A 23175-nucleotide genomic window follows, 5' to 3' on the forward strand; every position below is an offset into this window, starting at 1 on the left:
GTCGTCGCGCGACGACACCTGATCACCGGGATAGCCCGTCCCCGACCATCTCAAACCTCATGGCCTGCGACAGGGTCGGCCTCGGCGATCGACCGCGCCTTGATCAGTGTCACCCGCACCTCGCAGTCGGGCGCGCCGTCACTCAGATCGATGGTGACCGAGTCCGACACCGTCCGGACCACATGCCACCCGAAACCGTCCGTCGACAGGGTCGAACCCGACCGCAACACCCCGTAGACCTCGACCACGACCACGTCCGGGCCGACCTGCAGGGAGCAACCCACCGGATCGGTCGCGCGCGAGCGGAGGATGATCTGGGTGCTGATCTCGTCGACACCGAGGGTCACATCGGAGACATCGCTCATCGGGAGGTCTGCGGTGAGCAGGACGTTCTCCACCAACGACCGGATGACAGGCAGGTTGTCCGACGACGCCCCCACGATCAACTGTGCGGGGACGCCCTGCTGCGGCGAGGCGTGGTCGACATCTCTCGTGCAAGCCACCACCCCACCTCCTTCGCGACGACGACACGTCGTACGCGGTGATCGGCCAGAGATGCCCCATGACGAGCGACCTCAAACGTCCGGATCACCGCATCGGGGAGCGATGCGCGGCGGACACGAGGCGTTTCGTCGACACGCACCGCGGGTAGCCCCCCTCACAGGCAGCCGCCCGAACCGTGAGAGGAACGCGATGACGTCGTTGTGGATGCAGGACAGGTCACCGGATCCGACCCCGGACCTGCCCCATGGTGCGCGGTTCGACCATGTGGTGGTCGGAGCCGGCATCACCGGGCTGATCACCGCTGTGCTCCTGGCGCGGTCGGGGGCGTCGGTCGCCGTCCTCGAGGCGCGCCACCGTGGCGCTGTGACCACCGGTAACACCACCGGGAAGGTCAGTCTGCTGCAGGGCACACGACTGTCGTCGATCGCGTCGCACCACGGGATGGGTGCGGTGAACGACTACGTGACGGCCAACCGCGAGGGGATGGAGTGGCTGCTGCGCTACTGCGCCGAGCGCAGCGTCGCCGTCGACCGCGAGTCGGCCATCACCTACGCAGCGCAGGCCCGGGGAGCGGAGTCGGTCCGCTCGGAGTACCGGGTCGCGCGTGACGCCGGTCTCGACGTGAGCATGCGTGATGACACCGAACTCCCGTTCGAGGTGCAGGCGGCCGTGGAACTGCCCGATCAGGCGCTACTCGATCCGATGCCACTGCTCGACGCGCTCGCCGAGGACCTCCGCAGCCGTGGCGGCACCCTCGTCGAGGGGGTTCGGGTGACCGGCGCGAGTCTGGTGCGTCCCGCCGTGCCACGCAGCGGGGATCTCACCGTCGCGACCGACCGCGGCCACGTCACCGCCGGTTCGGTGGTGGTGGCGACCGGTGCTCCCGTCCTCGATCGGGGCGCCCATTTCGCACGCCTGACCGCGCAACGGTCCTACGCGGGTGCGTTCGAGATCGACGAACCGATGCCCCGGTCGATGTATCTCGCCGCCGACTCCCCGTCGGTGTCGCTGCGGTACGCGCGGCGAGCCGACGGCACCACCTACCTCCTCGTGGGAGGGTTCGGCCACGAGGTCGCGCGCGGCGGATCCGAGCGCTCCCACGTCGACGACCTCCTGACGTGGACACGCCTGAACTTCCCGTCGGCGCGACTCCACGCACGGTGGTCGGCACAGGATTACAGCTCGATCGACCAGTTGCCCTACGTGGGACCCATCCTGCCCGGCATCGATCGGATCCTCGTCGCCACCGGATACGCGAAATGGGGGATGTCGAACGCGGCTGCGGCAGGTCTCGCCATGTCGGCGCATCTGTTGGGCGGCGACATCCCCTGGGCCCGAACCTTTCGCAGTTCACGTCCGTCGCAGGCCCTGTCACTGGGCTCCGCTGCGTCGGCCAACGCGTCGGTGGGTCTGCACATGGCCCGCGGGTGGGCGAAAGTGGTCACCTCCGCCGACCCCGGCACTCCCCGAGAAGGCGAGGCCTCGACCGGTCACCGCGGTGGTCGACCGGTCGCGGCGTGCACCGTGGAAGGTGTGACCCACACGGTGTCGCCCGTGTGTCCCCATCTCTACGGGATCGTGGAGTGGAACGACGCGGAGAAGTCCTGGGACTGCCCGCTGCACGGTTCCCGCTTCACCGCCGACGGGCAGGTGCTGGAGGGGCCGGCCACCTCGCCGCTCACCCCGATGTGACGTCAGACGCCGTCGAGGGCCGCCTCGTCGAGATGTGTCCGCATCGCGGCAAGGGTTTTCGAGAGGATGCGCGACACATGCATCTGCGAGATGCCGACGCGATCTGCGATCTGCGATTGCGACATCGAACCGAAGAACCGCAGTCCCACGATCTGGCGCTCGCGATCGGTCAGCCGTGCCAGCGCCGGCCGCAGCGTGGCGACGTGCTCGACGGTGCCCATCCGTGCATCGAGGTCGCCGAGGGTGTCCTGCACCCGCATGGTGGACGCATCGCTGGTGATCTCGGCGTCGATGGAAGCCGCGTGATAGGCCGATCGCGCGACGAGTCCGTCGACCACCGCATCGAGGTCGAGGCCCATCTCGCCGGCGATCTCGCTCGGTCGAGGTGAGCGCCCCAATCGCTGCAACATCGCGTCGGAGACCTTCGCGATCTGCAGATAGGTCTCTTTCGTGCGGCGCGGAACCCGCAGTGACCACGTGGCATCACGGAAGTGTCGCCGCACCTCTCCCATCACCGTGGGCACGGCGAACGAGAGGAAATCGGAGCCGCGTTCCGGATCGAACCGGTCGACCGCGTTGACCAGACCGAGGCGGGCGACCTGGACCAGGTCATCGAACGCCTCACCCCGCCCCCCGAAACGTCGGGCGATGTTGTCGGCCAGCGGTAGGCATCGGGAGATCAGATCGTCTCTGCCGCTGCTGAACTCGCGAGAAGAGACGTCGAGCTCGGCCAATGCGGCGATGCGCTGCGCAACGTCGGCGTACTCGTCGTCACGACGCGGACGCCGAGCACTGCGACGGCCTCCGGTGTCGGGCGGGGAAGAGACCTGCTGGGGGTGGGTCGTCGGGGGAAAGTGATTGTCGGGATGCATGGATCACCTCGTCACACAGAGGGGAGGTGGGCATATCCGCGTCGAGGTCTACGAAGCAGGACGGGAGGGGGTCATGAAAGACGAACGCCGCCCGAGGGCCCTGAGCTGTACGAAGGGGCTCAAGCCTCAACCATTCCGCACGTAGTGATGATCGTGTCACGCCGAACCCGAGATGGCTACCCCACCGAAGTGGCGCAGCCGTTCTCGGCATGACTTCTGCCGTGTCCGCGCGTTTGACCGACGCCCCACGTGGGTACGCCAACGTCACCGGTGAGAGCCGGCAACGACTTCGGCGGCTCACACGACGCCGCGATGGTGCGGCACCTCAGCCGAACCACCACAACACGAGGAAGAGGCGCAGACATGAGAGCAGTCACCTGGCAGGGACGGCGGGAGTTGTCGGTCGACGAGGTCCCCGACCCCACCATCATCGATCCGACCGACGCGATCGTCCGCATGACGACGACCAACATCTGCGGGTCGGATCTCCATCTGTACGAGGTGCTGGGGGCCTTCATGAACCCGGGCGACATCCTCGGTCATGAGCCGATGGGCGAGGTGGTCGCCGTCGGCTCGGCCGTGTCGACGGTGAATGTCGGTGACCGCGTGGTGATCCCGTTCCAGATCGCCTGCGGCCACTGCTTCATGTGCGGACACGGGTTGCCCACCCAGTGCGAGACGACGCAGGTACGCGAGCAGGGAATGGGTGCGGCACTGTTCGGCTTCTCGCAGTTGTACGGATCGGTCCCCGGCGCGCAGGCCGAGTATCTCCGGGTGCCGCACGTCGACTTCACCCACATCACCGTTCCACAGGGCCCGCCGGATTCGCGTTTCACCTACCTGTCGGATGTGCTGCCGACCGCATGGCAGTCGGTCGTCTACGCCGACATCCCCGATGGGGGAACCGTTGTCGTGCTCGGGCTGGGGCCGATCGGCGACATGGCGGCGCGTATCGCCGCCCACAAGGGGTATCGCGTCATCGCGGTGGACCTGGTGCCCGAGCGTCTTGCGCGGGCAGCGGGCCGTGGGATCGAGGTGATCGATCTGACGTCGGAGTCCGGCGAACCCGGTGACCTGATCCGCGAGATGACCGGCGGCCGTGGACCCGACTCGGTCATCGACGCCGTCGGGATGGAGGCCCATGGATCACCGGGTGCGGGGGTGATGCAGCGGCTCGCGGCACATCTGCCCGATGCGGTGGCCGAACCGTTGATGAAACAGGCGGGCGTCGACCGACTGGCGGCGGTGAACTCCGCGATCGACATCGTGCGACGTGGCGGCACCATCTCATTGATCGGTGTGTACGGCGGCGCCGCCGATCCGCTGCCGCTGATGACCATGTTCGACAAGCAGATCACAATGCGGATGGGGCAGGCCAACGTCAAGCGCTGGGTCGACGACATCATGCCGCTGCTCGGCGACGACGACCCCCTCGGCGTCGACACGTTCGCCACCCACGAGTTCCCGCTGTCCGAGGCTCCCCACGCCTACGAGATCTTCCAGAAGAAGCAGGACGGGGCGGTGAAGATACTGCTGAAGCCCTGAGGCGTCATCGGTTGTCGATGATCGCGGCGACCGGTCGCAGCAGTCGACCGGCGGGGCGTTGGTATGCCCCGCCGGTCACCCGTGTGAGCACATCGAGCATCCGGCCGTCGAGACCGACGACGATGCGTCGACGGCCCTTGACCACACCCGCCAGGATCGCCTCGGCAGCCTTCTCGGGCCGGGTCGCCGGGATCAGATGGTCGAAGACGGCGGTGACGCGGCGGCGCACCCGCGAGTCGGTGTAGCGGGCGGTGCGGGCGATTCCGGTGCGGACCGCACCGGGACACACACAGTGGACGCCGACCGGCGACCGGTCGCGCAGCAGGTCGATCTGGATCGACTCGGTGTAGCCCCGTACTGCGAACTTCGATGCACTATAGGAACTCTGAGCGGTGCTGCACCCAGACCGAAGGCGCTGGACACGTTGACGAGGTGCCCGGAGCCCGCGCGGATCATCGCGGGCAGGAACGCGTCGGTGCCGTTGACGACGCCGGCGAAGTTCACCTCGAACACCCGACGACTGTCGGCATCGGGTTCGTTCTCGATCAACGCGATCATGGTCAGTCCGGCACAGTTCACCACGAGCTGCGGTACGCCGAGCAGTGCGATGACGGACTCGGCGTGGGCGAACACCGCCTCGCGGTCGGCGACGTCGAGCCGATGGTGGTGCGCGCGGCCGCCACGCGCCTGGCAGCGTCGCGCCGTCTCCGCCACACCCGCCTCATCGATGTCGCTGACCACGACCTCGACCCCGTGTCCGGCCAACTCCTCGGCCAGCGCCCGGCCGATCCCCGAGGCGGCCCCCGTGATGACGGCAGGCCCCCGATCGGCCCATGCGTCCACCGTCTCGCGCAGCCGCTCGCGCTCCATCATCGATCGCAACACATACATGTCGTGACGAATACCCCCGCGGCCGCTGTCGCAATCCTCCCCCGGCCGCGACCGACGGACATCACGTCGATGTTTGACCCCATCGGCGGCGGGTATCCGGTCACGTGATGAACACCTCTGCCCGGTCGGTCTCATGAGCGCCGCGGACGCCGTCGTGATCGGCGCCGGTCACAACGGGCTGGTCGCCGCGACCCGCCTCGCCGACGCGGGGTGGGACGTGGTGTTGCTCGAGCAGAACGAGTCGGTGGGCGGGGCGGTGCGCAGTGCCGAACTCACGCCCGGCTTCGTGTCCGACCTCTTCAGCGCCTTCTATCCGCTGGCATCGGTCTCCCCCGCGCTGCGGGGTCTCGACCTCGAGAACCACGGGCTGCGGTGGAGCCGGGCACCGATCGCGTTCGGCCACCCCTTGGCGCCGGATGACACCGAACCTGCGGTGGTGTGCCGCGATCCGGGTGCCACAGCGGCCAGGCTGGCCGCGCACGACGCCCGCGACGGACGGACCTGGGTGGAGTTGACCGAGCGGTGGCACACGATCGGACCCGCGCTGATCGACACCCTGTTCCGGCCGTTCCCACCCGTGCGCGGTCCGGCGGCCCTGTTGCGGGCACTCGACTCCGCGGAACTGTTGCGGCTGGCGCGCTTCCTCGTCCTGCCCGCGTCCCGGATGGTCGCCGAACTCTTCCACGATCCCCACGCACGGATCCTGTTCCTGGGCAACGCCATGCATGCGGACATCCCGCTCGACGCACCTGGCAGCGGTCTGATGGCTTACCTGCTGACGATGCTGGGTCAGGACACCGGGTTCCCGGTTCCGGTGGGCGGCGCGGGGGCGCTCTCGGAGGCGCTCGCCGCACGCGCACGTGCCGCCGGGGTCGAGATCCACACCGGTACGGCCGTCGATCACGTCGACATCCGCGGCGGTCGCGCGGTCGGCGTCCGCACCCGCGACGGCCGTTCGTGGCCGGCACGACGGGCCGTGCTCGCCGACGTCGACGCGCCGACGTTGCTGACACGAATGGTCGGACACGGTGAGCTACCCGCCCGCGTCCTGGACGATCTCACACGCTTCGAGTGGGACATGCCGGTGGTGAAGGTCAACTATGCGGTACGCGAGCCGATCCCATGGACGGGGCGTGCGCTCTCGCAGGCGGGGACCGTCCATCTCGGTGCCGACCACCATCAGATGGTGCGGTGGATGGCCGACCTCACGACCGGGACGGTCCCGCGGACACCGTTCCTCCTGTTCGGCCAGATGACCACCGCCGACCACACCCGTTCCCCGAACGGCACCGAGAGCGCCTGGGCCTACACGCATCTGCCCCGCGGCGTCACCGACGAGGCCGCCGCACAGACGCTTGCCGACCGCGTCGACGAGGTGGTCGAGGCACACGCCCCGGGCTTCACCGACCTCCTCGAGGGGCGACATGTGCAGACCCCGGGCACGATCGCCGGCGAGGACCCGAACCTGCGCGCCGGCGCCGTCAACGGCGGTACCGCACAGCTGCACCAGCAGTTGATCTTCCGGCCGACCCCGGGCCTCGGCCGCGCCGAGACCCCGATCAGACGGCTCTACCTCGCAGGTGCATCCGCACACCCCGGAGGCGGGGTACACGGCGCGTGCGGCAACAACGCCGCGCGCGCCGCCCTCGCCGCCGACGGCATCCGCGGTCTGCCCCGCCGCACGATCATCTCGTCACTCGGTCGAAAGCTGATGCGCTGATCCGTCCCGACCACAACGATTTCTCACCGAACCACGATCAGGAGGACCCCAGATGCCCGCAGTGTCGACACTGACGACCGCCACCCCCGCCCAGGTGTGGTCGGTGCTGTCCAACGGTTGGTTGTACTCGTCGTGGGTGGTCGGCGCCTCCCGCATCCGCGGGGTCGATCCCGAGTGGCCTCAGGAGGGTTCGCGCATCCACCATTCGTTCGGCACATGGCCTGCCCTCCTCGACGACGAGACCCGTTCGCTGTCGTCGAGTGCCGGCCAACTCGTGCTGTCCGCACACGGATGGCCCTTCGGGCAGGCCCGCATCGTGATGACGGTGGCCAAGGACGAGAACGGCTCGGTGGTCACGATGGACGAGACGGCCGAGACCATTCCCCTTCGGTGGGTGCCGGACGAGGTACAGCGGATCGCGATGGCGCCACGGCTCGGCGAGTGCCTGCGCCGGTTGACCTACCTGGCGGAGAACGCGGGCGCCTGACCCGCCTTCCTCGCCCCGGGGTGGGCGGAACGCCTACCCCGGCAGGGTCTCGCCCCCGATCGGGGCGAGCACCTCACCGCTGTAGTACGACGAGAACAGCTCGGAGGCGAAGAACACGAACGACGGCGCGATCTCGTCGGGCTGCGCGGCCCGCCCGAACGGGACCTGTGCGCCGAACTCCCCCACCTGCTCGGCGGGCATGGTCGCCGGGATCAAGGGGGTCCACACCGGACCCGGCGCCACACAGTTGACGCGGATCCCCCTGGGCAACAACGACTGTGCGAGTGAGTATGTCAGCGCGGTGACGGCACCCTTCGCCGCCGAGTAGTCGATGAGGGTCTTGTTACCGCGCAGACCGTTGATCGAACCGGTGTTGATGATGACCCCTCCCCGGCCCATGTGGGGAACGGCCGCCCGGGTGGTGTGGAAGAAGCTGTCGACGTTCACATCGAAAGTCCGTCGCCACTGCTCGGGCGTCAGTTCCATGAAGTCCTCGACCGGGTTCTGGAACGCCACGTTGTTGACCAGGATGTCCAACCCGCCGAGGTCCTCGACCGTCGACGCGACGACCTGAGCACAGTGCGCGGGGTCGGCGAGATCGCCAGGGTAGAGCACGCCGCGAGTCCCCGCCTCCTCGATCAGATCGCAGGTGTGTGCCGCATCGTCGGACTCTTCCAGGTACGCGATGGCGACATCGGCGCCCTCCTTCGCGAACGCCACCGCGACCGCGCGGCCGATACCCGAGTCACCACCGGTGATCAGCGCACGCCGTCCCCGCAGGAGGTCGCGACCGCGGTATTCGCGCATCTCGTCGCGGGGGCGTTCCGACATCTCCGCGGTCTCGCCCGGGTAGGAGATCGTCTCCGCCGTGTGCTCACTCATCTCGTGCTCCTGCGCCTCGGCTCGTGCTCAACGGATTCCCACGATCTCCGCGGCGATGGCGGCCAGTCGCGTCTGTGCGGCGGAGACGACGCCGTGCCGGTTCTTGTGGGCCTCCTCGTAGGCGACCACGGCGCGGATCGAGGTCGGCTCGTCGAGCTCCTTGATCGCAGCCACCACTCGCGCGACGGTCAGATCGTCGTAACCATCGATCGGCAGACGATCACCGATCGGCCCGCCGCGACCACGGACCGCCGACACCGCCTCCGACGCGCCGCGGAGGATCTCCACGACCCGGTCCATGCCACCGACGGCAACCGACGCGGGAGCCGATGCGACCCGCACCGCTAGCCCCGCGCCCCACTGTCCCGGACCGCGACGCAATGCGACCGGGCCTCCGAGTGCCTCCTCGGCCAGAACGGTCGTGAGCCATTCGACGGTGGCCTGATGTGCGGTGATCAGCCGCTTGCCGAGCTCGACGACGGTCTCGTCGCCTGCGGACGTCGCCAACGCGACGAGGTATCGGGACCGGTCGAGCAACTGGTGCTCGAGCGCCAGGTCGCCGAGGAGGGCCTCGTCGAGGGGCGCCACCTGCTCGGCGAGGGCCTTTCCCAGCGCACCCAGGCGACCGAGCAGGGGCCGCAACGCCGTTCGGGACGCACCCTGGTCACGCAGAACCTGCTGGATCGATTCGGCGCGCCCACGGGCATTCTCGGCGTTCTGGGTGAGTTCTCGCCGCACCGCGTCGGTACGGGCCTGCGCGATCCGGGTCTGGGCCACCTGGATCTCGGTGTGGGTGAGAGCGAGGATCGCGCGGAGCTGGCCGGAGATCGTCGACGTCGAGACCGTCATGAAGGTCTTCCTTTCGTGAGGGGTCAGATCGTTTAGGCCGGGTTCCCGTCTCACGGGGAGCTCAAACCAATCCGGTCGGGGTTTGGGCCCCCGTGCACCTGGGGCATCCCGTCCGTGAACGACCGGCAGAGACCGTCGCCGACGCCACCACACCGCGAGTCAGCCGAATGCTGGCTGCCAGCAGCGCGATCGGGGTTCGAACTCCCCGGTCAGGAGAGGTCTTCATGTTCAGACACACCGACCATCTGCAATTCGACGTCGCCCCGGAGAAGCCGGACCCGGTCTACGCACACAAACTGCAGGAACTCATCGGCGGCACCTTCGGGGAGATGACCGTGACGATGCAGTACCTCATGCAGGGCTGGAACTGCCGCATGAAAGGCAAGTACAAGGATCTCCTCATGGACGTCGCCACCGAGGAGATCGGTCACGTGGAGATGATCGCCACGATGATCGCGCGTCTGCTCGAGGGCGCTCCCGCCACCGATGCGACGGAGAACGCCGCGGGTGACCCCGTGGTCGCGGCAGTCATGGGCGGCATGGATCCGCAGCAGGCCATCGTGGCCGGCGGCGGCGCGATGCTCGCCAACAGCAACGGTGTCCCATGGAACGGCGGTTACATCGTCGCGAGCGGAAACCTGTTGGCGGACTTCCGTTCCAACGTGTCGATCGAGTCGCACGGGCGGTTGCAGACCGCCCGGCTCTACCACATGACCGACGACCCCGGCGTCAAGGACATGTTGAAGTTCAACCTCGCCCGCGACACCTACCACCAGAACCTGTGGCTCGCCGCGATCGAGGAGTTGAAGGCCGACGGGCTCGAGGACACGATCGTCCCGAACGACCTGATGGACACCGAACACGCCGAGCACGCGACCAGTCTGTGGCACCTGTCCGACGGCGCGGATGCGGACAAGGGGCGATGGGCGCACGGTGTCGCGGCTGACGGTCGCCACCAGAACGGCTTCCTCGCCGACCCGGTGCCGCTGGGTGCCGCCCAGGCCGGACCGCCGCCGGACCCGAAGCTCTACGCCACCTACGACGGGGCGATGGGTGAGCCGCGCACTCCTGCCTTCGGCACCGAGAAGGTTGTCATCGGCAAGCTGAAGGACGTCATCGACCCGGACGCGAACTGAGGCGACGATGATCGAGGTGGTCGGTGCACCCTTCCGGTGGGCGGCTGCCGCGCGTCGAGCCCGCGCATTCCATCCCGTAGGGGTGGTGTGCGCGGGCTCGGCCCGGTTCTCCCGGCCTGCGATGGACCGTCTCACGCTGTCGGATTCCGACGCCACGGTGCGGATCTCCAAGGGGGTCGGCACGCCACGCGGTCTGCCCGACGTCGGAGGTGTCGCCCTGCGTCTCTCGGTCACCGCGCCGGGGCCGGGACCGCACGAGACCTGGGATCTGTTGCTCGCCACGTCGAGCCGACAGGCGGTACGACTGGCGATACCGCTGCCGGCGATCGCGTGGACGTCGGCGACCTTCTCGAGCCTCACCCCGTTCCGGGTCGGGTCCCACCTGTGGTGGCTGCGCGCCGAACTCGTCGGCGACAGACGTCTCACCGACATGTCGCCGGCGACGGTGCGCGCCGCCGTCGACGCGGGCGACGGTCTGCGGCTGGACCTGTCCCACGCCCGCGGACCACTCGGTCGGTTCACGTCGTTCGGATCGGTGCAGCTGACCTCGAAGCGAGAACCCGGTCGCGTGGATTTCGACCCGGTCAGGAACGCACCACGGGAGGTGTCGATGTTCCCGGACTGGCTGGCGACCGTGCGACGCGCCGGCTACGACAACAGCCGGTCGGGACGACCGGACACCGCGATCAGTCCCGAGCGGGGAAGTGCTTGATCAGTGCCTCCTGCACGACCGTCGTCGCCAGGGTCCCGTCGATGGTGAAGAACCGACCCGAGGCGAGTCCGCGGGAGCCGGCGGCGACCGGTGACTCGGTGGCGTAGAGCATCCACTCGTCGAACCGGAAGTCGCGGTGGAACCACATGGAGTGGTTGACGGTGGCGGCGAAGAGTCGGTCGATGCCCCAGGACAGGCCGTGGGTGGTGATGATCGAGTCGAGCACGGTGGTGTCGGAGGCGTACGCCATGGTCGCCACGTGCAGCAGTGGGTTGTCGGGCAGGGTGCCGTCGGCGCGCATCCACACGCGGTTCTGTTCCAACCGTTCGCCGGTCTCGCGAGCCTTCCACGTCGGGTCGTTGGCGAACCTGATGTCGATCGGGTGCAAGGCGTCGACGAATGCGGCGATGCGGTCCTCATAGCCCTTGAAGTGCTCGCCGAGCGGCGGCAGCTCGTCGGGGTAGGGCACCTCGGGGGTCGACACGGCGTGCTCGAGGCCGGCCGAGCTGTCCTGGAACGCGACGAGCATCGTGAACACCTCGGCGTCACCCTGCATCGCGGTGACCTGCCGGTTGGCGAAACTCCGGGCATCGCGGGAGCGGTGCACGTGATATCGGATGGGTTGCTCGACGTCGCCGCCGCGGATGAAGTGCGCGTGTAGTGCGTGGACGGGTGGCGAGCCCTTGACGATGGTGCGACCGGCGGCGATGACACCCTGGGCCAGCAGTTGGCCACCGAAGGTGCGGGCGGTCTTCTGCTCGGGGTGCTGCCCCACAAACACGTCGTCGCCGGCGTCGGTCAGGTCGAACAGTCCGAGAAGCTTGTCGAGATCACTCTGCATGGTCACTTCCACTGCCCGGCCCCCTCGTCGATGCATCCCGCGCGGTGCCGGCTCGGGCCGGACCGTGTTCCCCCGGGATGGCGTTCAGGTCAGAACGCTACGGTTCGCACCCTCAGTGATCCTCTTCACCGATGCGGTGCACGTGGATCAGGTTGGTGGATCCGACCGTACCGGGAGGTGCACCGGCGACGATCACCACCTGATCGCCGACGTTGAGGCGGCCGATCTTCAACAGGGAGGAATCCACCTGGCGGATCATCGCGTCGGTGCTCTCGACGGGGTCGACCAGGAACGTCTCGGTCCCCCAGCTCATCGCCAACTGGCTGCGCACCTCCGGGAGCGGCGTGAACGCCAGCAGTGGCAGCCGCGTGTGCAGCCGGGCGAGTCGGCGGACGGTGTCCCCGGACTGCGTGAACGCGACGAGAGCCTTCGCGTCGAGGCGTTCGCCGATGTCGCGGGCCGCGTAGGAGATGATGCCGCGCTTGGTGCGCGGGACGTGGCTCAGCGGCGGTACGGCGCGCGTGCTGTTCTCCACGGCGTTGACGATCCGGGCCATCGTGCGGACGGTCTCCATCACGTACTTGCCGACCGACGTCTCGCCCGACAGCATCACCGCGTCGGCTCCGTCGAGCACGGCGTTGGCGACGTCGGACGCCTCGGCCCGCGTGGGCCGCGAGTTCTCGATCATCGACTCGAGCATCTGGGTGGCGACGATGACCGGCTTCGCATTCTCGCGTGCCATCTGGATGGCCCGCTTCTGCACCAGCGGCACCTCTTCGAGCGGCAACTCGACACCGAGGTCGCCGCGGGCGACCATGACCGCGTCGAATGCGAGCACGACGGCCTCGAGGTTGTCGATGGCCTCCGGCTTCTCGAGTTTGGCGATGACGGGGACGCGTCGACCGACCCGGTCCATCACCTCGTGCACGAGCTCGATGTCGGACGGCGAACGCACGAACGACAGTGCGATGAGGTCGACACCGAGCGACAGCGCGAACTCGAGATCGGCGGTGTCCTTGTCGGACATGGCGGGCACCGACACGTTCATGCCGGGCAGCGAGACGCCCTTGTTGTTGCTGACCGGGCCACCCTCGGTCACACGGCAGACCACATCGTTGCCGTCGACGTCGACGACGGTGAGCCCGACCTTGCCGTCGTCGACGAGGAGCCGGTCACCGGGCTGGGCGTCGACCGCGAGTTCCTTGTACGTCGTCGACACGCGGTCATGCGTGCCCTCGATCTCGTCGACGGTGATGCGGACCTGCTCGCCGGTCGCCCACTCGGTGCGGCCCTGGGCGAAGCGTCCGAGCCGGATCTTCGGTCCTTGGAGGTCGGCGAGGATGCCGACGGCACGCCCGGTGATGTCGGAGGCCTCCCGGACCCGCTCGTACATGGCCTGGTGGTCGGCGTGGGTGCCGTGACTGAAATTGAGGCGCGCGACATCCATGCCGCTCTCGACGAGTTCTCGAACGCGCTCCGCCGAATCGGTCGCAGGGCCCAGTGTGCAGACGATCTTGGTACGGCGATTCACCCGGCCGAGCCTAGTCTCCCCGTCCGGTCAACTCCATCACAGCGCCAACATGTCATCTCGCGGAAAGACGCGCGGTCGACAGCGGCAGCGCACCCGGATGGACCGGGGCCGGCAGATCGGAGGCGCCCATGAGGAATTCGTCGACACCACGTGCCGCCGCCCGCCCCTCGGCGATCGCCCACACCACCAACGACGCGCCACGGTGGGCGTCGCCGCAGACGAACACACCGTCCGTCGCCGTCTGCCATCCGCTCCCGCAGGACAGCGTCCCGCGGGGTGTCGTGGACAACCCGAGGTCGTCGAGCAGCGCCATCGGCTCCACACCCTCGAAACCGATGGCGAACAACGCGAGATCACAGGCGATCTCGAAGTCGTCACCGACCGGGACCACCGTGCGGCCCCCGTCGGCGTCGCGCCGGACCTCCACCTCCGCGAGCACGAGGTGGGTGACCTTCCCGCCGGCGTCCCCTCGGAACCGCTGCACAGCGACCTGATACCGGCGGTCGCCGCCCTCGTGGTGCGATGACGACGTCCGCATGACCAGCGGCCACGTGGGCCACGGCGAGAGCCCGTCGTCACGGGTGGCGGGGAGTTCGGGGTTGTAGTCAAGCTGGGTCACCGACGCCGCACCCTGGCGGTGCGCGGTGCCCAGGCAGTCGGCGCCGGTGTCGCCGCCGCCGATGATCACGACGTGCTTGCCGCGGGCGGTGATCGGGCTCGGTCCGTCGCCCTCGCACTCGCGGTTGGCGGGGACGAGGTGCTCCATCGCCAGATGGACCCCGTCGAGTTCACGTCCGGGGACCACGTTGTCGCGTGCGGCGAGCGCCCCGACGGCGAGGACGACCGCGTCGTGTCGCGCGCGCAGGTCGGCGACACCGAGATCCACGCCCACGTCCACACCGGTCCGGAAGTCGGTGCCCTCGGCGCGCATCTGGGCCAGCCGCCGGTCGATGTCGGACTTCTGCAGCTTGTACTCGGGGATGCCGTACCGCAGCAGCCCTCCGAGGCGGTCGTCGCGTTCGTAGACGGTGACGTCGTGTCCGGCCCGGGTCAGCTGCTGCGCGGCGGCGAGTCCGGCGGGGCCCGAACCGACCACGGCCACCGATCGACCCGATCGCACCGCGGGCATCTTCGGCTCGACCATGCCCTCCTGCCAGGCCACCTCGGCGATCGACTTCTCGATCCGCTTGATTGTGACGCTGCCCCCGGTGGTCTCCTCCGCGATCGACAGGACGCACGCCGACTCGCACGGTGCGGGGCAGATCTTGCCTGTGAACTCCGGGAAGTTGTTCGTCGCGTGCAGACGGTCGGCGGCGGCGTCCCACCGGCGGCGACGGACGAGGTCGTTCCACTCGGGGATGAGGTTGCCCAGAGGACATCCCGCCCCGCCGGAGTGACAGAAGGGGATGCCGCAGTCCATGCATCGCCGCGCCTGCTCGGAGACCTCCTCGCGCAGCGCGGGCGGGTCGGGATGCTCGTAGACGTCGGCCCAGTCGTGCACCCTCTCGGCCGCCGGGCGGGCGCGGTCCTCGCGCTTGCCGACGGTGAGAAATCCGCGTGCGTCAGCCACGTGCCGCCTCCATGATCGCCGAGTCGACGTCGCGACCCTCCGCCTGCGCCATCCGCGCGGCGTCGAGCACGCGCTGGTAATCCGTCGGCATCACCTTGGTGAACGCCTGAGACCGTCGCGGCCAGTCGGCGAGCAGGGATGCACCGACCCCGGACCGGGTCAGCTCCGTGTGTCTGCTGATCGTCTCGCGCAACCAGGCGAGGTCGTCGGGGTCGGGCCGTTGCAGCGCGACCATCGCGGTGTTGACCTTCGCCGGATCGAGATCGTGCACGAACGCGATCCCACCCGACATGCCCGCGGCCATGTTCCGGCCGGTGGGCCCGAGGATCACGACCCGGCCACCGGTCATGTACTCGCACGCGTGGTCGCCCACCCCCTCCACGACGGCGGTGGCACCGGAGTTGCGCACCGAGAACCGCTCCCCGACGCGGCCACGCAGGTACACCTCACCCGAGGTCGCCCCGTAGAGCAACGTGTTGCCCGCGATCACCTGGTCCTCGGCGACGAACGACGCGTCGGGATCGGGCCGCACGATCACGGTGCCGCCGCAGATGCCCTTGCCCACATAGTCGTTGGCATCGCCGCGCAGGTCGATGGTGATGCCCGGTGGGAGGAACGCGCCGAGCGACTGCCCGGCCGAACCAGTCAGGTTCACCCGGATGGTGTCGGGGGCGAGGCCCGCGGCACCGTACCGACGGGTGACCTCGGCGCCGAGCAGCGTCCCCACGGTGCGGTTGACGTTGCGGACCGGCAGGTGGAGGGTCACCGGGTGCGCGTCCTCGAGTGCCCCCTCGGCGAGTTGGATGAGCGTCTGGTCGAGGGCCTTGTCGAGGGCGTGGTACTGCTCGCCGACGCGGCGGCGTGCACCCGGCACGTCCGGCATCGCGAAGATGGGCGAGAGGTCGATGCCCCTGCTCTTCCAGTGCGCCACACCGTCGGCGGTGTGCAGCGCATCGGCTCGACCGACAGCCTCGTCGATGGACCGGAAGCCGAGCATCGCGAGGTGTTCGCGGACGTCCTGGGCGATGAACCGGAAGAAGGTGACGATGTGGTCGGCCTGACCGGTGAACCGTGAGCGCAACACCGGGTTCTGCGTGGCGACCCCCACCGGACAGGTGTCGAGGTGGCAGACGCGCATCATGATGCAGCCGGCCACGATGAGCGGTGCGGTGGAGAACCCGAACTCCTCGGCCCCGAGGAGCGCGGCCACCATCACGTCGCGGCCGGTGCGCAGCGCACCGTCGCACTGGACGGTGATGCGGTCACGTAACCCGTTGAGCATCAACGTCTGCTGCGCGTCGGCGAGTCCGATCTCCCACGGCGTGCCTGCGTGTTTGAGGGAGGTCAGCGGCGACGCACCCGTCCCACCGTCGTGGCCTGAGATCAACACGACATCGGCGTGCGCCTTCGACACCCCCGCCGCGACCGTCCCCACACCGACCGCCGAGACGAGCTTCACGTGGATGCGTGCGCCGGAGTTGGCGTTCTTGAGGTCGTGGATGAGCTGTGCGAGATCTTCGATCGAGTAGATGTCGTGGTGCGGTGGCGGCGAGATGAGCGCGACGCCGGGTGTGGAGTGCCGGGTCTTGGCGATCCACGGGTACACCTTGTATGCCGGGAGTTGCCCACCCTCACCGGGTTTGGCGCCCTGGGCCATCTTGATCTGGATGTCGGTGGCGTTCGTCAGGTAGTCACTGGTCACCCCGAATCGGCCGGAGGCGACCTGCTTGACCGCACTGCGCCGCTGCGGGTCGTACAGCCGATCGGTGTCCTCGCCGCCCTCTCCGGAGTTCGATCGACCACCGATCCGGTTCATCGCGATGGCCATCGTCTCGTGGGCCTCGGCGGAGATGGAGCCGTAGCTCATCGCGCCGGTGTTGAAGCGGGTCATGATCGACTCCACCGACTCGACCTCGTCGATCGGCACCGGCGAGCGTCCGCTCGTGCCGTCACCGGCCGCGACGAAATCGAACAGTCCACGCAACGTACCGCCCTCGGCCGAGAGACGGTTCACCTCATCGCAATAGCGGCGGTAGACCTCCGCCTTGCCGGAGGCGGTCGCGTGCTGCAGCAGGAACACCGTCTCGGGGGTGAACAGGTGCAGCTCCCCCTCACGACGGAACTGGTACTCACCACCGACATCGAGGCGGCGGAAGACCTGCTCGGTGGGGTTGTCGGGGAAGGCCCGGCGGTGTCGGATCGCCACCTCCTCGGCGAGCTCGGCCAACCCGACACCCTCGATCCGCGACACCGTGCGGGTGAAGTATTCGGCGACGAGCTCCGACGACAGTCCGACGGCCTCGAAACACTGTGCACCGGTGTAGGAACTGACGGTGGAGATCCCCATCTTGCTCATCACCTTGAGCACGCCTTTGCCCAACGCGAGCAGGTAGTTGCGTACCGCCGCGGTGGCGGCGACGCCGGTCAGCTCGCCTTCGCGGATGAGGTCTTCGATGGACTCGAACGCCAGGTAGGGGTTCACCGCCGCGGCGCCGAATCCGATCAGCAACGCCACGTGGTGTACCTCGCGGGCGTCGCCGGTCTCGACGACGAGTGCGACCCGGGTGCGCTCCTTGGTGCGCACCAGGTGGTGGTGGACCGCGGAGACCGCCAGCAGCGACGGGATCGGCGCGTGGTCGCGATCGGCCTCGCGGTCGCTGATCACCAGGGTCGAGTGCCCGTCGGCGATGGCCTGCGAGGCGCGCGTTCGCAGATCCTCCAGAGCGTGGCCGAGTGCCTCTCCGCCGCCGCCGATCTCGAAATGCGCGCGCAGGACACGGGCCGACAGGCCTCGGTGGTTGCCGTCGTCGTCGATGTGGACGATCTTGGCCAACTCGTCGTTGTCGAGGACCGGCCACGGCAACACGATCTGTCGGCACGACGCCGCCGAGGGCTCGAGGAGGTTGTGTTCGGGGCCCATGACCCTGGCCATCGACGTGACGATCTCCTCGCGGATCGCATCGAGCGGCGGGTTGGTGACCTGAGCGAACAGTTCGACGAAGTAGTCGTACAGCAGCCGGGACCGGCGCGAGAGCACCGCGACGGGGGTGTCGGTGCCCATCGACCCCAGCGGCTCAGTGCCGCCGGCGGCCATGGGTGTCAACAGGATTCGCAGATCTTCTTCGGTGTAGCCGAACGACACCTGCCTGCGCACCACCGATTCGTGGGTGGGTACGAAGCGCGGTCGGTCGGGAAGGGTGGCGATCTCCAGCAGCCCCGCGTGCAACCACTCGGCGTACGGGGCGGCGCCGATGAGGTCGGACTTGATCTCCTCGTCGTCCACGATGCGTCCGATGGCGGTGTCGACGAGGAACATCCGTCCCGGCTCGAGTCGCCCCTTGGCCACGACGTCGCTGACGGCGATGTCGAGGACGCCGGCCTCGGACGCGAGCACCACCCGTCCACTGCGGGTCTGCCACCACCGGCCGGGCCGCAGTCCGTTGCGGTCGAGCACTGCTCCGACCACGGTGCCGTCGGTGAAGGTGACACACGCCGGGCCGTCCCATGCCTCCATCAGCGACCCGTGGAACTGACAGAACGCCCGCCGGTCGGGGTCCATGTCGGCCACGTTCTCCCAGGCCTCGGGGACCATCATCATCACGCTGTGCGCGACACTGCGGCCGCCGAGGTGCAGCAGTTCGAGGACTTCGTCGAGGGATGCGGAATCCGACGCGTCGGGTGTGCAGATCGGGAACAGACGCCGGAGATCACCCGGGATGAGGTCGCTGTCGAGCATCGCCTCGCGGGCCCGCATGCGGTTGCGGTTGCCGCGCACGGTGTTGATCTCCCCGTTGTGCGCCACGAAACGGAACGGATGCGCCAGCGGCCACGAGGGAAAGGTGTTGGTGGAGAACCGCGAATGGACGATGGCGATGGCGCTCTCGCACCGCTCGTCACGGAGGTCGGCGTAGTACAGCGGCAGCTGGGTGGTGGTGAGCATGCCCTTGTACACCATGGTGCGACTCGACAGCGACGCGAAATACACTCCGCTGCCCTGTGATTCGATCGTGTCGTCGATCTGCTCGGCCCGCTTGCGCAACGGGTAGACGATGCGGTCCAGATCGATGCCCGCGGGCCTGGGTGTGCCGTCGGCGGTGTCGACCGTCACGAACAGTTGAGCCTTGTGCGGCATGCAACCGCGGGCGGTGGTGCCGAGGTCGGCCCGGTCGGCGTCGGTCGGCAGGTCGCGCCAGCCGAGGACGGTGACGCCCTCCTCCGCGGCGATCGACTCGATCCTCGCGATCGCCGCGCCGCGCGCGGACGACTCGACGGGCAGGAAACAGACGCCTGCCGCGTAGGTGTGGTCTCCCGACAGGGCGGGATCGGGAAGCGCGAACGGGGCGCACTCGCGCAGGAGTGCGTCGGGCAGTTGGATCAGGATCCCCGCGCCGTCGCCGCTGTTCGTCTCGGCGCCGGCCGCGCCACGGTGATCGAGGTTCTCCAGCGCCAGCAGGGCGTCGGCGACGATGCCGTGCGAGCGCCGGCCGTGGATGTCGCAGACCATCGCGACGCCGCAGGAATCGCTCTCGGCGTCGGGATCGTAGAGACCCTGGGCGGGCGGGAATGCGGAGAACAACACCGGTGGCAACCTCCACGACAGGCCTGGCGGGCCATCAGGGATGGGTCCTCAGGACTGCACCGGCCTGCGGGAGTTACGGGTACGCGAACGATGCATCGGTCGCGAAATCCGATGCTAACACCGGGATCGCGCAGACGTCGGGTGTGTTTCGGAGACGGTGTCAGGACGGGGTTCGGGTCCCGCTGGTCTCGTCGGTGTCGGCCCCGGGCTCGTCGGTGTGCGCCGTGGGCGCAACGGTGTCCGATGTCGCGGGCCCGGGTGGTCCGGCGTCGGTGTCGCCCGCGTCGCCGTCCTCCGTGCCGCTTGCGCGGGCGTCGGTCTCGTCTGTGGTGTCGTCGTCGGTGACCGGATCGGGCCCGGCATCACCGCGGTAGATCTCGCTCGGTGACTCGCGACCCTTGCGGGCGAGGATCACGTATGCGACCGCGCAGCAGAAGACGATGACGGCGGTGAAGACGTTGATCCGGATGCCGAAGATGTGGGTGGCCTGGTCTTCGCGGAGGAGTTCGATGAAGAACCGGCCCGCGCAGTACCCGGCGACGTAGAGCGCGAACAGACGGCCGTGGCCGATCCGGAACCGGCGGTCGATCACCACCAGCGCGATGACGACGAGGACGTTCCAGATCAGTTCGTAGAGGAACGTCGGTTGGACGACGTCGACCACGGTCCCGGTGGACGTGCCGTCGATGAGCCCCGGCCCGACGTTGCCGTTGCGATCGACGCGTTCGTAGATCTCCAGGCCCCAGGGCAGCGTGGTGTGCGCGCCGTAGAGTTCCTGGTTGAAATAGTTCCCCAGCCGACCTATGGCCTGCGCCAACAGGATCGGCGGTCCGATCGCGTCACCCATGGCCGGCAGCGAGATTCCGGCGCGGCGCGCCCCGATCCAGGCGCCGAGCGCACCGAACAGCACCGCACCCCAGATGCCGAGACCGCCGTCCCAGATCTTGAACGCATCGATCGGGGTCTTCGGGCCGTCGCCGAAGTATGTCCGCCAGTCGGTGGCCAGGTGGTAGAGGCGGCCGCCGATGAGTCCGAACGGGACTGCCCAGATCGCGATGTCGAGGACCTCGCCGTCGCGGCCACCACGTGCCTGCCAGCGCTTGCTACCCCACCAGACCGCGACCACGATGCCGACGATGATGCACAGCGCATACGCCCGGAGAGGGAAGCCACCGAGGTACCAGACACCCTGTGAGGGACTCGGGATGTAGGCCAGGACAGCGGGGGCGGTCACCGTGCCACAGTAGCCGAACGCACTCCCGCGGCCAGTTCCTCCACCAGGGTGGAGACCGCCTCGACACCCTCTGCGGCGGCGCTGACGAGAGCGGATCCGACGATGACCCCGTCGGCGTAGGAGGCGATCTCGGCGGCCTGGGCTCCACTGCGCACACCCAGCCCGACGCCGATCGGGATGTCGGAGTGTTCGCGGATCCGCTTGCACAGGCCGGGAGCGGCGTTCGAGACGGCATCACGGGCACCGGTGACACCCATGGTCGAGGCCGCGTAGACGAACCCGCGACTCGAGTCGACGGTCATCGCCAGGCGTTCCTCGGTCGATGAGGGCGCCACGAGGAAGATCGGGTCGAGCGAGTGCTCGCCGGCCGCGGCGAGCCAGCCGTCGGCCTCCTCGGGGATGAGGTTGGGGGTGATCAGACCGCGGCCACCGGCGGCGGCGAGGTCACGGGCGAACGCGTCGACCCCGTAGCGCAGCAAAGGATTCCAGTACGACATGACCACCGGGGCTCCCCCGGCGTCGGCGACGGCCTCGGCCGCGGCGAACACGTCGCGCACGCGGGTACCCGCGCGCAGAGCGGTGTCGGCGGCATCCTGGATGGTCGGACCGTCCATCACCGGGTCGGAATACGGGATGCCGAGTTCGACGATGTCGCACCCCGCGTGCACCAGCGCGCGCACCAACTCCAACGAGGTCGCGACATCGGGATAGCCGACGGGCAGATAACCGATGAGCGCACCGCGGTTCTCGGCGGAGCACTGCGCGAAGACCGGGGCCAGGCGCGACGTGCTCACGGGGCGATACCCGGGGCGGGCGGCTGCGTGGCGGCGGTGTCGGTCCCAGAGGAGCCGGCTTTCGAGGGATCACCGAGGGTGGTGCCGCTGCCGTCGCTGCCGGCGGGCCGATCCAGCAGGCCGAACCAGCGCGCGGCGGTGTCGACGTCCTTGTCGCCCCGCCCGGACAGGTTCACGAGGATGACCGCCCCGTCGCCGAGTTCCCTGCCGAGCTCGATGGCTCCCGCGACGGCGTGGGCGGATTCGATGGCCGGGATGATGCCCTCGGTCTTGCTCAGCACCGACAGGGCGTCCATGGCGGCGGTGTCGGTCACCGGGCGATACTCGGCCCGACCGGTCTCCAACAGGTGGGCGTGTTCGGGACCGACACCGGGGTAGTCGAGACCCGCGGAGATGGAGTGCGACTCGATGGTCTGACCGTCGTCGTCCTGGAGCAGGTAGGAATAGGCGCCCTGGAACGCCCCGGGCGTGCCGCCGGCGAAGGTGGCGGCATGCCTGCCGGACTCGACGCCGTCACCCGCCGCCTCGAAACCGATGAGACGGACGTCGGCGTCGGCGATGAACGGGTGGAAGATCCCGATCGCGTTCGATCCGCCACCGACGCAGGCCACGACGGCGTCAGGCAGCGCACCGGTCTGTTCGAGGATCTGCGCTCGGGCCTCGAGCCCCACGATGCGCTGCAGATCGCGCACCATCAGCGGGAACGGGTGCGGACCGGCCGCGGTGCCGAAGCAGTAATAGGTGTTGTGCGCGTTGGTCACCCAGTCGCGCATCGCCTCGTTGATGGCGTCTTTCAGGGTCGCCGAACCGTTGTCGACGGCGATCACCGACGCACCGAGCAGACGCATGCGGGCGACGTTGAGGGCCTGACGTTCGGTGTCGACGCGGCCCATGTAGACGATGCACTCGAGACCCAGCAGTGCGCAGGCCGTCGCCGTGGCGACACCGTGCTGTCCGGCGCCGGTCTCGGCGATGACCCGCGTCTTGCCCATCCTCTGGGCGAGCAGGGCCTGACCGATCACGTTGTTGATCTTGTGCGAACCGGTGTGGTTGAGGTCCTCGCGTTTGAGGAAGATCCGGGCGCCTCCGGCGGCGGCGCGCAGCCGTGTCGCCTCGAACAGTGGCGACGGTCGACCGCTGTAGTCACGCTGCAGGCGGTCGAGTTCGGCGAGGAAGTCGTCGTCGCTGCGGACCTTCTCGTAGGTCGTCGTGACCTCGTCGATCACGGCCATCAACGCTTCGGGCACATGCCGGCCGCCGAAACTGCCGAAGTATCCGCGGGCGTCGGGATCGAATTCGGTGCGCTGGGAGAGGCCCATGCTCGCGGTGGGGAAAG

The 23175-nt window shown here is 68.7% G+C and carries 18 protein-coding genes and 1 pseudogene; 6 read left to right on the forward strand and 13 right to left on the reverse strand.

Annotated features, from left to right (window positions below; genetic code table 11):
* Positions 1-50 precede the first annotated feature (50 nt).
* Positions 51-503 carry an anti-sigma factor gene (locus ACLBW1_RS20615; RefSeq protein ID WP_447813687.1) on the reverse strand — a complete coding sequence of 151 codons (453 nt, stop codon included), beginning with the start codon at positions 501-503 and terminating at the stop codon, positions 51-53.
* 190 nt (positions 504-693) lie between these two features.
* On the opposite strand from ACLBW1_RS20615, the gene ACLBW1_RS20620 reads away from it, so the two are divergent.
* The gene (locus ACLBW1_RS20620) at positions 694-2196 is read left to right on the forward strand and encodes an FAD-dependent oxidoreductase (RefSeq protein ID WP_447813688.1); all 1503 of its coding nucleotides are present in this window, start codon (positions 694-696) and stop codon (positions 2194-2196) included.
* A gap of 2 nt (positions 2197-2198) precedes the next feature.
* Here ACLBW1_RS20620 and ACLBW1_RS20625 read toward each other — a convergent pair whose 3' ends face one another.
* Complete coding sequence (locus tag ACLBW1_RS20625; protein WP_447813689.1) at positions 2199-3068, reverse strand: SigB/SigF/SigG family RNA polymerase sigma factor; 870 nt, start codon at positions 3066-3068, stop codon at positions 2199-2201.
* A gap of 363 nt (positions 3069-3431) precedes the next feature.
* Between ACLBW1_RS20625 and ACLBW1_RS20630 the strand changes: the two genes are divergently transcribed.
* Positions 3432-4613 (forward strand): alcohol dehydrogenase catalytic domain-containing protein, encoded by a 1182-nt coding sequence (locus ACLBW1_RS20630; RefSeq protein ID WP_447813690.1) that lies wholly within the window; start codon positions 3432-3434, stop codon positions 4611-4613.
* Between the two features lie 4 nt (positions 4614-4617).
* Here ACLBW1_RS20630 and ACLBW1_RS20635 read toward each other — a convergent pair whose 3' ends face one another.
* On the reverse strand, positions 4618-4842 hold the full coding sequence (locus ACLBW1_RS20635; protein ID WP_447813691.1) for a hypothetical protein: 225 nt from the start codon (positions 4840-4842) through the stop codon (positions 4618-4620).
* Positions 4843-5018: 176 nt separating this feature from the next.
* Positions 5019-5639 (reverse strand): annotated as a pseudogene (locus tag ACLBW1_RS20640) (SDR family NAD(P)-dependent oxidoreductase); the annotation flags it as partial.
* On the opposite strand from ACLBW1_RS20640, the gene ACLBW1_RS20645 reads away from it, so the two are divergent.
* Both ACLBW1_RS20645 and ACLBW1_RS20650 read left to right on the forward strand, forming a co-directional pair.
* A complete protein-coding gene (locus ACLBW1_RS20645; protein WP_447813692.1) occupies positions 5638-7224 on the forward strand; it encodes a phytoene desaturase family protein in 1587 nt (528 codons plus the stop codon). The pseudogene ACLBW1_RS20640 and the gene ACLBW1_RS20645 sit on opposite strands and share 2 nt — an antisense overlap.
* 52 nt (positions 7225-7276) lie before the next feature.
* On the forward strand, positions 7277-7711 hold the full coding sequence (locus tag ACLBW1_RS20650; protein WP_447813693.1) for an SRPBCC family protein: 435 nt from the start codon (positions 7277-7279) through the stop codon (positions 7709-7711).
* Between the two features lie 33 nt (positions 7712-7744).
* On the opposite strand, the gene ACLBW1_RS20655 is transcribed toward ACLBW1_RS20650, so the two are convergent.
* Together ACLBW1_RS20655 and ACLBW1_RS20660 are read right to left on the reverse strand one after the other, a co-directional pair.
* The gene (locus tag ACLBW1_RS20655; protein WP_447813694.1) at positions 7745-8593 is read right to left on the reverse strand and encodes an SDR family oxidoreductase; all 849 of its coding nucleotides are present in this window, start codon (positions 8591-8593) and stop codon (positions 7745-7747) included.
* 27 nt (positions 8594-8620) lie between these two features.
* Complete coding sequence (locus ACLBW1_RS20660; protein WP_447813695.1) at positions 8621-9442, reverse strand: DUF892 family protein; 822 nt, start codon at positions 9440-9442, stop codon at positions 8621-8623.
* Between the two features lie 224 nt (positions 9443-9666).
* Between ACLBW1_RS20660 and ACLBW1_RS20665 the strand changes: the two genes are divergently transcribed.
* Complete coding sequence (locus ACLBW1_RS20665) at positions 9667-10578, forward strand: manganese catalase family protein (RefSeq protein ID WP_447813696.1); 912 nt, start codon at positions 9667-9669, stop codon at positions 10576-10578.
* A gap of 7 nt (positions 10579-10585) precedes the next feature.
* Entirely contained in the window at positions 10586-11290 is a 705-nt protein-coding gene (locus tag ACLBW1_RS20670; RefSeq protein ID WP_447813697.1) for a hypothetical protein, read from the forward strand.
* On the opposite strand, the gene ACLBW1_RS20675 is transcribed toward ACLBW1_RS20670, so the two are convergent.
* From ACLBW1_RS20675 to trpB, 7 genes are all read right to left on the reverse strand, one after another.
* Positions 11265-12131 (reverse strand): acyl-CoA thioesterase, encoded by an 867-nt coding sequence (locus ACLBW1_RS20675; RefSeq protein ID WP_447813734.1) that lies wholly within the window; start codon positions 12129-12131, stop codon positions 11265-11267. The genes ACLBW1_RS20670 and ACLBW1_RS20675 overlap by 26 nt on opposite strands.
* A gap of 112 nt (positions 12132-12243) precedes the next feature.
* On the reverse strand, positions 12244-13662 hold the full coding sequence (pyk, locus tag ACLBW1_RS20680; RefSeq protein WP_447813698.1) for a pyruvate kinase: 1419 nt from the start codon (positions 13660-13662) through the stop codon (positions 12244-12246).
* 52 nt (positions 13663-13714) lie between these two features.
* Positions 13715-15232 (reverse strand): glutamate synthase subunit beta, encoded by a 1518-nt coding sequence (locus tag ACLBW1_RS20685; protein ID WP_447813699.1) that lies wholly within the window; start codon positions 15230-15232, stop codon positions 13715-13717.
* Complete coding sequence (gene gltB, locus ACLBW1_RS20690) at positions 15225-19811, reverse strand: glutamate synthase large subunit (protein ID WP_447813700.1); 4587 nt, start codon at positions 19809-19811, stop codon at positions 15225-15227. Before gltB ends, ACLBW1_RS20685 begins: the two co-directional genes overlap by 8 nt.
* 160 nt (positions 19812-19971) lie before the next feature.
* On the reverse strand, positions 19972-21045 hold the full coding sequence (lgt, locus tag ACLBW1_RS20695; protein ID WP_447813702.1) for a prolipoprotein diacylglyceryl transferase: 1074 nt from the start codon (positions 21043-21045) through the stop codon (positions 19972-19974).
* Entirely contained in the window at positions 21042-21839 is a 798-nt protein-coding gene (gene trpA / locus ACLBW1_RS20700; protein WP_447813704.1) for a tryptophan synthase subunit alpha, read from the reverse strand. Before trpA ends, lgt begins: the two co-directional genes overlap by 4 nt.
* Positions 21836-23158, reverse strand: a complete 1323-nt coding sequence (gene trpB / locus ACLBW1_RS20705) for a tryptophan synthase subunit beta (RefSeq protein WP_447813735.1) — start codon at positions 23156-23158, stop codon at positions 21836-21838. The genes trpA and trpB overlap by 4 nt, the downstream gene beginning before the upstream one ends.
* Between the last annotated feature and the right edge of the window lie 17 nt (positions 23159-23175).

Source organism: Williamsia sp. M5A3_1d, assembly GCF_053345315.1.

Bases quoted from the DNA above. Each gene is read 5' to 3' on its own strand.
- ACLBW1_RS20620 (WP_447813688.1), top strand. From the start codon at position 694: ATGACGTCGTTGTGGATGCAGGACAGGTCACCGGATCCGACCCCGGAC.
- ACLBW1_RS20625 (WP_447813689.1), bottom strand. From the start codon at position 3,068: ATGCATCCCGACAATCACTTTCCCCCGACGACCCACCCCCAGCAGGTC.
- ACLBW1_RS20630 (WP_447813690.1), top strand. From the start codon at position 3,432: ATGAGAGCAGTCACCTGGCAGGGACGGCGGGAGTTGTCGGTCGACGAG.
- ACLBW1_RS20645 (WP_447813692.1), top strand. From the start codon at position 5,638: ATGAGCGCCGCGGACGCCGTCGTGATCGGCGCCGGTCACAACGGGCTG.
- ACLBW1_RS20650 (WP_447813693.1), top strand. From the start codon at position 7,277: ATGCCCGCAGTGTCGACACTGACGACCGCCACCCCCGCCCAGGTGTGG.
- ACLBW1_RS20655 (WP_447813694.1), bottom strand. From the start codon at position 8,593: ATGAGTGAGCACACGGCGGAGACGATCTCCTACCCGGGCGAGACCGCG.
- ACLBW1_RS20660 (WP_447813695.1), bottom strand. From the start codon at position 9,442: ATGACGGTCTCGACGTCGACGATCTCCGGCCAGCTCCGCGCGATCCTC.
- ACLBW1_RS20665 (WP_447813696.1), top strand. From the start codon at position 9,667: ATGTTCAGACACACCGACCATCTGCAATTCGACGTCGCCCCGGAGAAG.
- ACLBW1_RS20670 (WP_447813697.1), top strand. From the start codon at position 10,586: ATGATCGAGGTGGTCGGTGCACCCTTCCGGTGGGCGGCTGCCGCGCGT.
- ACLBW1_RS20675 (WP_447813734.1), bottom strand. From the start codon at position 12,131: ATGCAGAGTGATCTCGACAAGCTTCTCGGACTGTTCGACCTGACCGAC.
- trpB (WP_447813735.1), bottom strand. From the start codon at position 23,158: ATGGGCCTCTCCCAGCGCACCGAATTCGATCCCGACGCCCGCGGATAC.